The organism is Erythrobacter colymbi (assembly GCF_002155685.1).
GTDB classification, from domain to species: Bacteria; Pseudomonadota; Alphaproteobacteria; order Sphingomonadales; family Sphingomonadaceae; genus Erythrobacter; species Erythrobacter colymbi.
This window is the reverse complement of sequence record NZ_MUYK01000013.1, coordinates 74,125-84,432: the sequence shown is the minus strand read 5'-3', so window position 1 is coordinate 84,432 and position 10,308 is coordinate 74,125. Positions and strand designations below refer to the sequence as shown.

Sequence of the window (10,308 nt, the reverse complement as noted above, 5' to 3'; positions counted from 1 at the left end):
CTACCTCTTCGCCGCCAAGCTCGGGATGCCGCGCTGGGACAAGGAGCCGGTGATCCGCGCCAAGGCCGCGGCGGAGCTGGCCTACAACACCTACTCCACCAGCCCCGGCGGCGTGCTCGGCCGCGATCTTGAATATCTTGCGACCGGCGGGGAAAAGCGCTTCGCGACGCCCGATCCGGCCGCGATCAAGGCCGCCACGCCCGAGGAGTTCCGCGCCGTGTGGGAGCCGCTGCTGAAGCAGGGCCCGATCGAGGTGCTGGTCTTCGGCGAGTTCGACGAGGCCAAGGTCACTGAACAGCTGCGCCTCACTTTCGGCGCACTCGGCCCGCGCGATCCGATTTCGCCCGAGGTCGCCGCGCGCGTCCCCGGCTTCGCCGCGCCGTCCGACCAGCCGACGGTCGTCACCCACCGCGGCGATGCCAACCAGGCTGCGGCCGTGGTCACCTGGCAGAGCGGCGGCGGCATTCCGGGCCTGCGCGAAAGCCGCCAGCTTGAGATCCTCACGCAGCTGTTCAACAACCGCCTGATGGACGCCCTGCGCGAACGAGCCGGGGCGAGCTATTCGCCGCAGGTCTTCTCCAACTGGCCGGCTGATCTCGCCAGCGGCGGGCGCATCACGGCGGCCGCGCAGCTCGAGCCCAAGATGGTGCCGGTGTTCTTTGCCGAGGCGGAGAAGATCGCCAAGGACCTCGCCGCCAATCCGCCCACCGCCGACGAGCTGGCGCGGGTGACCGAGCCGCTCGGCCAGCTGATCCGCCGCGCCTCGACCGGCAACCAGTTCTGGCTCTACAATCTGGAAGGTGCGACGCAGGAACCGCGGCGCCTTGCGCTGCTGCCGACGCTGCTGGCGGATTACTCGCGGACCACGCCGCAGACGATGCAGATCCTCGCGGACCGTTATCTGGCGAGCGGCAAGCCTTTCCGGCTGGCGATCATCCCCGAAGGCCAGACCCTTGCGACTGCCCTGCCTGCTGTCCCTGATGCAAAAGCTGCGCAACCGGGCCTCACGGGGCGCTGATCGATCCGGCCACTGACAGTGCGCGGGAAATAAAATTGTGCGCGCGGCCATTGCCGCTTTACAATTCGTGCCGCGCTCGGGTAGCGGGCGCCCCCGCGCTATGCGATATGCGCGCTTTGACGTAGAAAGAACCCACGACCGTGCCCGAGACCTGGACCCCGGATAGCTGGAAGGCCCACGAAGCGCGCCACCTGCCGCATTACGAAGATGCGGCCGAACTGGCGGAAGCGGAAAAGACCCTTTCGTCATATCCCCCGCTGGTCTTCGCGGGCGAGGCGCGTGCATTGAAGGCCGATCTCGCGCAGGTCGCGAATGGCCACGGCTTCCTGTTGCAGGGCGGCGACTGCGCCGAGAGCTTCGCCGAGTTCCACCCGAACAACATCCGCGACACTTTCCGCGTGCTGCTGCAGATGGCGGTCGTGATGACCTTCGCCAGCAAGCGCCCGGTGGTGAAGGTCGGGCGCATGGCGGGCCAGTTCGCCAAGCCGCGCTCCTCGCCGACCGAGACGATCGGTGACGTGACCCTGCCGAGCTACCTCGGCGACAACATCAACGGGATCGAGTTCGACCCCGTCAGCCGCCGCAACGATCCGGCGCGGATGGTGAAGGCCTATTCGCAGGCCGCCGCCACCCTGAACCTGCTGCGCGCCTTCGCCGGCGGGGGCTATGCCAACCTCAGGCAGGTGCACCAGTGGACGCTCGATTTCATGGGCCGCACCCCCTGGACCGAGAAGTTCGCCGAGATGGCCGACCGCATCGGCGAGGCGCTCGATTTCATGGAGGCCTGCGGCGTCGATCCGGGCACCGTGCCGCAGCTCAAGGGCACCAGCTTCTACACCAGCCACGAAGCGCTGCTGCTGCCTTATGAGCAGGCGATGAGCCGACGGGATTCGCTCACGGGTGACTGGTACGCCACCAGCGCCCATATGCTGTGGATCGGCGACCGCACCCGCTTCCCGGGCAGCGCGCACATCGAATTCGCGCGCGGCATCGGCAATCCGCTCGGCATGAAGTGCGGGCCGAGCCTCGAGCCCGATGCGCTGCTGCGCCTGCTCGACGACCTGAACCCTAACCGTGAGGCCGGGCGCATCACGCTCATCAGCCGCTATGGCCATGACAAGGTCGAGGAGGGTCTGCCCAAGCTCGTCCGCGCCGTGATGCGTGAAGGGCACCCCGTGGTGTGGAGCTGCGATCCGATGCACGGCAACGTCGTGAAGTCCGACAGCGGCTTCAAGACCCGCCCCTTCGACCGCATCCTGCGCGAGGTGAAGGGTTTCTTCGCGGTCCACCGCGCCGAAGGCTCGCACCCGGGCGGCATCCATATCGAGATGACCGGTCAGGACGTGACCGAATGCGTCGGCGGGGCCGTGGCGATCACCGAGGAGCGCCTCGGCGACCGTTACCACACGCACTGCGACCCGCGCCTCAATGCCGAGCAATCGCTCGAGCTGGCCTTCCTCGTTGCCGAGATGCTCAACGAGGCGGCCGGAGGCGGGCGCGAGGCAGACGTCAGCCACGCGGCCTGATTTCTCGCGCAAACCTGACGGGTGTGATAATTTTCTGATAGCCGCGCAGCTATCAGGCGTCTTTCCTGTGTAACGGCAAGCGGACATTGCACGAATGTCCCTACGGCGCGGCGAGGAGGGCGCGGATGCACCGCAGCAAGTTGCAGAACACCCCGATGGCCGAGGCGAGCGGGCGCACGCTCGCGGAGCATTTCCGCGCTACCCGCGCGCTCACCGAGGCGCTGGTCGCGCCGCTCTCCGATGCCGATGCCAGCGTCCAGTCGATGGAGGACGCGAGCCCGGCCAAGTGGCACCTCGCGCACACCACCTGGTTCTGGGAAACCTTCCTGCTGCGCGAACACGCGCCGGGATACGCCTTGCATGACAAGCGCTGGCCGTTCCTGTTCAACTCCTATTACGAGGCCGAAGGCGCGCGGATTTCCCGGGCGGCGCGCGGGATGCTCTCGCGCCCGACCCTCGCCGAAGTGCTGAATTGGCGCGCCATCGTTAGCGAAGCGATGGAGTCCCTGCTGGGCGATCCGGCGCTGGCCGATCTGATCGCGCTCGGCATCGCGCACGAGGAGCAGCACATCGAACTGTTGCTGACCGACATCAAGCACGCCCTGTTCCAGAACCCGCTCGGCCCGGCGATGTGGCCGGCTGCGGGCAAGGGGGAGGTGGCGGCGGCCCCCGTCGCCTCCCCCGGCTGGCATAGCCACCCGGGCGGCATCGCCCGCGTCGGCCACCAGAGCGAGGGCTTCGCCTTCGACAACGAAGGCCCAGCGCACCGCGTGTTGCTCGAGCCCTTCGCCCTCGCCGACCGGCTGGTGACCAATGGCGAGTGGGACGCTTTCATCGCCGATGGCGGCTATCGCGACGCGCGGCTGTGGCTGGCGGACGGCTGGGGCTGGGTGCAGCGCGAGAGGGTAGCTGCGCCGCTCTACTGGGGCGAGGACGGCACGCATTTCACCCATCAGGGCTGGCAGATGCGCGACCCGTCCGCGCCCGTCACCCACATCTCGCACTTCGAGGCCGATGCCTTCGCCACTTGGGCGGGCGCACGGCTGCCGACTGAGTTCGAATGGGAAGCGATTGCGCGCGGGCAGGATGGCGCTTCGCCGGCTCCTGCGCATGATCCGCGCGGCGGCAACCAGCTCTATTGCGCGGGGCCGGTGCTGCCGATGGGCTCGCCCGGCCTGTTCGGCGACTGCTGGCAGTTCACCCGCTCGGCCTACCTGCCGTATCCCGGCTTCCATGTCGCCGAGGGCGCGGTGGGCGAATACAACGGCAAGTTCATGAGCGGGCAGGTGGTGCTGCGTGGGGCAAGCTGCGCCACCGTGCGCGGCCATTCGCGCGTCTCCTACCGCAATTTCTTCTACCCCCATCAGCGCTGGCAGTTCACCGGACTGCGGCTGGCGAAGGACCTGTGACATGACCAAGCTGGCAGGATTGAAGCTGGTCGAGCGCGATGCGGACGGGGTCGACCTCGCCTTCCGCGCCGATGTGCTTGCGGGGCTTGCCGAGCCGCAGAAGGCGATCCCTGCGCGCTGGTTCTACGACGATGCGGGCTCGCAGCTGTTCGAGGACATCACGCAGCTCCCCGAATACTACCCCACCCGCGCCGAGACCGAGATCCTCTCGACCCGCAGCGCCGAGATCGCCGCGCTGATCGGCGAGGGGCGGGCGGTGGTCGAGTTCGGCTCGGGCTCCTCGGTCAAGACCCCGCTGCTGCTTTCGGCAATTGCGCCCAGCGCCTATGTGCCGCTCGATATCGCGGGCGATTTCCTGCGCGCCTCCTCGGCGGCGCTGGCGGCGAAGTTTCCGGGGCTGCCGGTCCATCCGGTCGAGGCCGATTTCATGCGCCGCGTGGAGCTTCCCGCCGAGGTCGCACACCTGCCCAAGCTCGGTTTCTTCCCCGGCTCGACCATCGGCAACATGATCGCCCGCACCGCGACCGACCTGCTGCGCTCGATGAAGGAGACGCTGGGCGAGGGCGCGCTTCTGCTGATCGGGATGGATCTGGTGAAGGACGAGGACGTGCTGCTCGCCGCCTATGACGATGCGGAGGGGGTGACGGCGCGGTTCAACCTCAACCTGCTGGCGCGGATCAACCGCGAGCTCGATGGCGACATCCCGCTTGAAGCCTTCGTCCACGAAGCGCGCTGGAACGATCCCTTCGCGCGGATCGAGATGCATCTGGTGGCGCGCGAGGATGTGGCCTTCACCGTCAGCGGCAGGCGCTTCGCGATTGCCGCGGGCGAGAGCATCCACACCGAGAACAGCCACAAGTTCACCAAGCGCTCGGCCCAGCTACTGCTGGCGGCAGGCGGGTGGGAACCGCGGGCGCGCTGGACCGACGAGGCGCGCCAATTCTCGCTGGTGCTGGCCGAATCCTGCGCGCCGCGGTCTGCGCCTTGAAACCCTCTCGTCCCCCGTGCGTTGGCGCGGGATGGACGGAAACACGGATATTCTCATCATCGGCGGCGGGATGGCAGGGCTTTCTGCCGCAACCGCTCTCGCGGGCACCGGAGCGCGGATCATCGTGCTCGACAAGGGCCGCGGGCCCGGCGGGCGGATGGCCGCGCGGCGGGTTGTGATCGCGGGCGAACAGGTGAGCATCGATCACGGAGCGCAGTACTTCACCGCGCGCGATCCCGCCTTCCGCACGACAATTGCCGCTTGGGAGCAGGCAGGCGTTGCAGCGCGCTGGCCGGCTGCGGGCGAGGACGCCTGGGTCGGCACCCCCGGCATGAACGCCTGCGTGAGGCACATGGCCGCGAGCCTCGATATGCGCTGGAACGTCCGCGCCGAGCGTTTGAGCCGTGAGGGCGCGCTCTGGCGGGTCGCGGCGGGCGAGGAGGCCTTCACGGCGCACACCGTTCTGGTCGCTGTGCCCGCAGAACAGGCCGCCGTGCTGCTCGCCGATGTCGCCCCCGCGATGGCCGCGCGTGCCGCAGGCGTCACCTCCGCGCCGTGCTGGGCGGTGATGGCGGGGTTCGCCGCGCCGGTCGGCTATGCCCCCGACACCTTCCGCGCCGACGGCCCGATCAGCTGGGCTGCGCGCAATTCGGCCAAGCCAAAGCGAGCGGGTGTGGAGACCTGGGTGATCCACGCCTCGCCGCAGCGCAGCCGCGAACTGATCGACCTGCCCAAGGACGAGGTCGCGGCGCTGCTGCTCGCCGATTTCTTCGCCGCCACTGACACCGCTCCCGCCGAACCCCAGCACCTCGATGCGCACCGCTGGCTCTACGCCCAGCCCGAAGTGCGCAAGAGCGAAGGCCCGCTCTTCGATGCCGGATTGCAGATCGGGATCGCGGGAGACTGGCTCCACAGCCCGCGCGTCGAAGGGGCGTGGCTGTCAGGCCGGATGCTCGCCGAGGCGGTGCTTCAGGAGCGGCTCGCCAGCACGTCGTAGTGATGGCCGCGGCCATACTTCACGAAGCGCGTGAAGCCCGCGGCCCGCAGCAGCGTCTCGATTTCTCCGGCGCTCGCCCAGCGGTCGTCGACCTCGTAGAAGATCGCCTCGACGCGGGCGAAGCTCTGCGTCTTGGCGAGTTCGGCGATCACCACCGCCTCGAGCCCCTCGACATCGATCTTGACGAACATCGGGAGCTCGCCGGCGAGCAGCGGATCGACCAGCGGGGCGTCGATGGTCCTGATTGTCACACCGCCGCCCGAAGGCTGCGCGTCCTCGCGCCCCGCCAGCGTCGCCGTGCCCGTGTGGCCTTCCGCGACGCTGATCGTCACCTCGCCAACGCTGTCGGAAATGGCGAGCTCGTGCAGCACCGTGCGCGCCGCACCGCCGTTGAGCGCCACGTTCGCGGCGAGCCGCGCGTGGGTCGCGGGGACAGGCTCGAAAGCGATCACCTGCCGGCACTTCGGGTTCTGCGCCGCGATAAGCGAATAGAGCCCCTGGTTGGCGCCGATATCGACGAAAACGAAATCCTCGCGCTGCCCGAGCAGCAGGTCGGCAAGGTCGCGGCCATAGGTGCCGAAGATGCAATAGCGGAAGGTCGTGTCCTGCCAGTTGGGAACCATCAGCACGCCATAAGCCGAGCGCACCGGCCCCTCGCGGCCCGCCATCAGCGGGGAAATCGCCGCCGCCTTGAGCTTGCGCGCGGTCTGGACCACGCCGTAGCGCCAGAATGCTGCAAGACTAGCCACGGGTGTGTCCTTCCAGAAAATCGGTAATTGCGTCCGCCGCGCGCTCGGCCGAGGGGCGGTCCGTCAGCGAGAAGGTCGCCGCGATCAGCGCCTCCTGCGCAGCGGCATAGTCGTTTCGCGCGGCCACCGCAGCATCGATCTGGTCGAGCAGGCCCTCGGCGCTCTCAAGCACCGGCCCGGCCTGCCAGTGGAGGTAGTTGGGGTCATCCCGCCAGTCGACGCCGTGGCTGTTGAGGAACAGGCACGGGCGCGGCACGCGCAGGAACTCGTAGACTTGGCTGCTGACATCGCCGAGGTAGATATCGGCGCGGTTGGTGTAGCTCATGTCGCTGCTCGCCGCGCTTCCGGTATCGATGTGGATGCGCGGTTCGCGCGCATATTCGGGGCCGGGCGGCACCACGCGGGCGAGGCTCGGCGGATCGACCGTCACCACCCATTTGCGCTCGAACAGCATCATGTGCGGCGCGAAGATCAGGTTGTAGCGATCCTGGTTGCGGAAGGCTGCGAGCACCTTGGCCCCGTCCCTGAACCAGCTCGACAGCCTGGGCGAGGGGTGGGGGTTGTAGATCACCACCGGCCGTTCGGGCGCGGGGAATTGGTCGGCGAAGCGGTTCTTCGCGCACAGATCGAACTTCGAATAGCCGACCATCGCCAGCTGTTCGGGCCTGAGGCCAGCGTCCGCGATCAGCCGGTCACGGATCTTGGGGCCGGCGACCAGCACCAGATCGAAGCCCGCGCTCTCCGGATTGAAGCCAATCGCCCGGTCGCCCGCACCGTGGCGGGTGTGGATCAGCTTGAGATTGTCGAGCCCGTAGCGGGTCTTGAGCAACAGCGTCGTCTTCTCCGACACCACCACCGCATCGAAGCTGCGGAAGAAATCGAGGTTATCGCGGTAAATGAGGAGCTTGGTGGCGGGCACGATCCGCTCGAGCAGCCCTGCAAGCGCCTGCGATCCGCCGCGCTTCAGATCAAGCTGCACCAGCTCCATCTTCGCGAGCAGCGCCGGATCGGCCTGCCGCGCGATCTCGGCGCGCACGGCATCGCGGACATAGGCGAGGGTGATGTGATGCTCCCCCCGGGCCGCCAGCGCCAGAGCGATGGGGAGCGAATGGGCAAGCTGGTGAATCTGGTCGTGGTTGAACAGGAAGCAGATGCGCTTCATGCGCTGCCGTCCTGAAGCAGCCGCTCGGCCAGCGCGTGATCGGCGGGCTTGTCGACATCGACGCCCATGCGCCCGTCCGACAGCACCACCGGCGCCGCGCTCGCGCCGAGCTTGCGCCCTGCCGCGGCGAGCGCCTCGACCAGCGTCATGCGGCGCAGCAGCAGCCGGACCATCAGCACGGGGCCGAAATGGGCGGCGAGGCGGAGCACCGACTTGCGATCGGCCTCGACCTTTTCCCAGAACCTGAGCGCGGAGAAGGCCCCCGGGCCGGTCAGCGCGAAGAGGTTGGCGCCGGTGAAGGCCCCGTCGCGGAAGGTGAGCCAGGTACGCTTGTTGGGGCCGACCGCGCGCTGCAGGTTCCCGCGCTCGACGAAAGCGACCGACACGTCACGCGCCTCGGCACCAGCGACGAACTCGCCGACGGTCGCCGGGGTCAACATCACGTTGTCGGCAGTGGTGACCAATAGCGGCAGGCCGATGTCGGGGTCCTCTACCGCAGCCAGCACCGAGCCGCTGATCGTGGGGCCCGATACGCGAAAGGCGATCTTCGGCTCTTCCACCGCCCAGGCGAGGTCGCGGTGGGCGCGCAGTTGCAGGGTGTTCTGCGCCAGCACGATGATCCGCGCGACCTGCGGCGCGTCGATCAGCGCCATCAGCACCCGGCCCAGCATCAGCTCGCCCGCGACCGGGATCAGCGCTTTCATCTCGGTGCCGAAATGGGCCGCCATCGGGTCGACGCCCGGACGCTGTCCGGCGAGCACCAGCGCGGTCCAGCCAGGGGATGCGTCAGTCATGGGCGGGAGCGGGCCTCGGGCAAGCGGTGGCAGACGCGCGCTCCTTCCTAGCGCGGCCCCCGAATGTCAAGAATCGCCCGCGCGTGGCCGGGTGTCCGTCACGCCGCCATCGGCGCAGGGCAATAGCGCTTCAGGTAATCGCCGTGGCCCGGCATGTGCTGGACGAGATAGCGGATCGATTGCTCCATCTCGTTCACTTCCTGCGCGGTCTTCACCGGATCGAGCGCGTCGGCCATCGCGTTGTGGCCGCCCATCTGGATGCCCTGACCCATCATCACCGCCGCCCAGCTGGTCTCGGTGAAGAGCTCGTCCTCCTCGCGGAAGATCTGGCCGTTGGCCTTGAACAGCTCGACCTTCTCGGTGAGCGTATCGGGCACGGGCATGGTGCGCACGTAGTTCCAGAAGTCCGTATCGGTCCGCTCTGTGGCGTTGTAGTGGAGGATCAGGAAGTCGCGGATGCGCGCATATTCGCGCCCCGTCAGGCGGTTGAATGTATCCTCCTGCACCTGCGTGATCCCGTCCAGCGAGAGCAGCGAGATCAGCTTGTCGATCCCCGTATTGATGAGGTGGATCGAGGTCGATTCGAGCGGCTCCATGAAGCCCGCGGCGAGGCCCAGCGCGACGACGTTCTTGTTCCAGAACTTCTTGCGGCGCCCGGTGACGAAGCGCAGCCAGTTGGGCTCGGCCTGCGGCTTGCCGGCGATATTGCCGAGCAGGATGTCGAGCGCCTGCTGGTCTTCCATGTAGGCCGAACAATAGACGTGGCCGTTGCCGTTGCGGTGCTGGAGCGGCACCTGCCACTGCCACCCGGCCGCGTGGGCGGTGGCGCGGGTGAAGGGCGGGGGCGGGCTGCCGTCCTCGCGCTGGCAGGGCAGGGCCACCGCGCGGTTGCAGGGCAGGTAGTGGCTCCAGTCGTCATAGCCGGTCTGGAGCGCCTGCTCGATCAAGAGGCCGCGGAAGCCCGAGCAATCGATGAAGAGGTCGCCCTGGTAGGCGCGGCCATCATCGAGCGTGACGCCGGTGACGAAGCCGCTCTCGCCGTCGAGCTGGACGTCGGCGACCTTGCCCTCCTGCCGCACCACGCCCCGCGTCTCGGCGAACTTGCGCAGGTAGGCGGCATAGCGCCCCGCATCGAGGTGGTAGGCGTAGTTGACCGGCGGCAGATCGTCGCGGCTGTAATCCTCGGTCCGGGCAAACTTGCCGAAGTAAGCGGCCATCGTCTCAAGGTTGAAGACCTGGATCGGCCGCTTGTCGCCAGCGCCCGCCATGCGGTGCCAGACATGGTGGAAGCTGATCCCGCCCATCGTGTAGCCATAGGCGCCGAAGGGGTGGATGTAGCTGTCGCCGAGCTGACCCCAGTTCTCGAACTGGATGCCCAGCTTGAAGGTGCCGCCAACCTCGGCGAGCATCTCGCGCTCGTCGATGCCGAGCAGGGTGTTGAAGCCGACAAAGGGCGGAATCGTCGCCTCGCCGACCCCGACCGTTCCGATAGCTTCGGATTCGATCAGCGTGATTTCCACAGGGCGACCCTTTCGGATGCGCGACAGCGCGGCGGCTGCCATCCACCCGGCCGTACCCCCGCCGACGATGATAATGCGTTCAATTGCCACGATTTCCTCGATCCCCTCGGAGCCTCTGCGGGCCGTATGCGGGCGGGTGATACCG

The 10,308-nt window shown here is 68.0% G+C and carries 9 protein-coding genes; 5 read left to right on the top strand and 4 right to left on the bottom strand.

The genetic code is table 11. The annotated features are described in order from the left end of the window. The 5 genes from BZF57_RS16940 to BZF57_RS16920 form a co-directional block, all read left to right on the top strand. On the top strand, nucleotides 1–1,018 hold a 1,018-nt coding region (locus BZF57_RS16940; RefSeq protein ID WP_143738540.1), incomplete at its 5' end, for a M16 family metallopeptidase. 140 nt (nucleotides 1,019–1,158) lie between these two features. Continuing rightward, nucleotides 1,159–2,544 (top strand): class II 3-deoxy-7-phosphoheptulonate synthase, encoded by a 1,386-nt coding sequence (locus tag BZF57_RS16935; RefSeq protein WP_086740211.1) that lies wholly within the window; start codon nucleotides 1,159–1,161, stop codon nucleotides 2,542–2,544. Nucleotides 2,545–2,669: 125 nt separating this feature from the next. After that, a complete protein-coding gene (egtB, locus tag BZF57_RS16930; RefSeq protein WP_086740209.1) occupies nucleotides 2,670–3,953 on the top strand; it encodes an ergothioneine biosynthesis protein EgtB in 1,284 nt (427 codons plus the stop codon). A gap of 1 nt (nucleotide 3,954) precedes the next feature. Further along, the gene (gene egtD, locus BZF57_RS16925) at nucleotides 3,955–4,941 is read left to right on the top strand and encodes an L-histidine N(alpha)-methyltransferase (RefSeq protein WP_086740207.1); all 987 of its coding nucleotides are present in this window, start codon (nucleotides 3,955–3,957) and stop codon (nucleotides 4,939–4,941) included. 31 nt (nucleotides 4,942–4,972) lie between these two features. After that, the gene (locus BZF57_RS16920; protein WP_086740204.1) at nucleotides 4,973–5,938 is read left to right on the top strand and encodes an NAD(P)/FAD-dependent oxidoreductase; all 966 of its coding nucleotides are present in this window, start codon (nucleotides 4,973–4,975) and stop codon (nucleotides 5,936–5,938) included. Here BZF57_RS16920 and BZF57_RS16915 read toward each other — a convergent pair. From BZF57_RS16915 to BZF57_RS16900, 4 genes are all read right to left on the bottom strand, one after another. Further along, entirely contained in the window at nucleotides 5,911–6,687 is a 777-nt protein-coding gene (locus BZF57_RS16915) for an FkbM family methyltransferase (RefSeq protein WP_086740201.1), read from the bottom strand. The genes BZF57_RS16920 and BZF57_RS16915 overlap by 28 nt on opposite strands. Further along, the gene (locus tag BZF57_RS16910) at nucleotides 6,680–7,849 is read right to left on the bottom strand and encodes a hypothetical protein (RefSeq protein WP_086740199.1); all 1,170 of its coding nucleotides are present in this window, start codon (nucleotides 7,847–7,849) and stop codon (nucleotides 6,680–6,682) included. Before BZF57_RS16910 ends, BZF57_RS16915 begins: the two co-directional genes overlap by 8 nt. Further along, nucleotides 7,846–8,643 (bottom strand): NTP transferase domain-containing protein, encoded by a 798-nt coding sequence (locus BZF57_RS16905; RefSeq protein ID WP_086740197.1) that lies wholly within the window; start codon nucleotides 8,641–8,643, stop codon nucleotides 7,846–7,848. Before BZF57_RS16905 ends, BZF57_RS16910 begins: the two co-directional genes overlap by 4 nt. A 98-nt stretch (nucleotides 8,644–8,741) precedes the next feature. Beyond that, nucleotides 8,742–10,253 (bottom strand): tryptophan halogenase family protein, encoded by a 1,512-nt coding sequence (locus tag BZF57_RS16900; protein WP_086740195.1) that lies wholly within the window; start codon nucleotides 10,251–10,253, stop codon nucleotides 8,742–8,744. Nucleotides 10,254–10,308 lie beyond the last annotated feature (55 nt).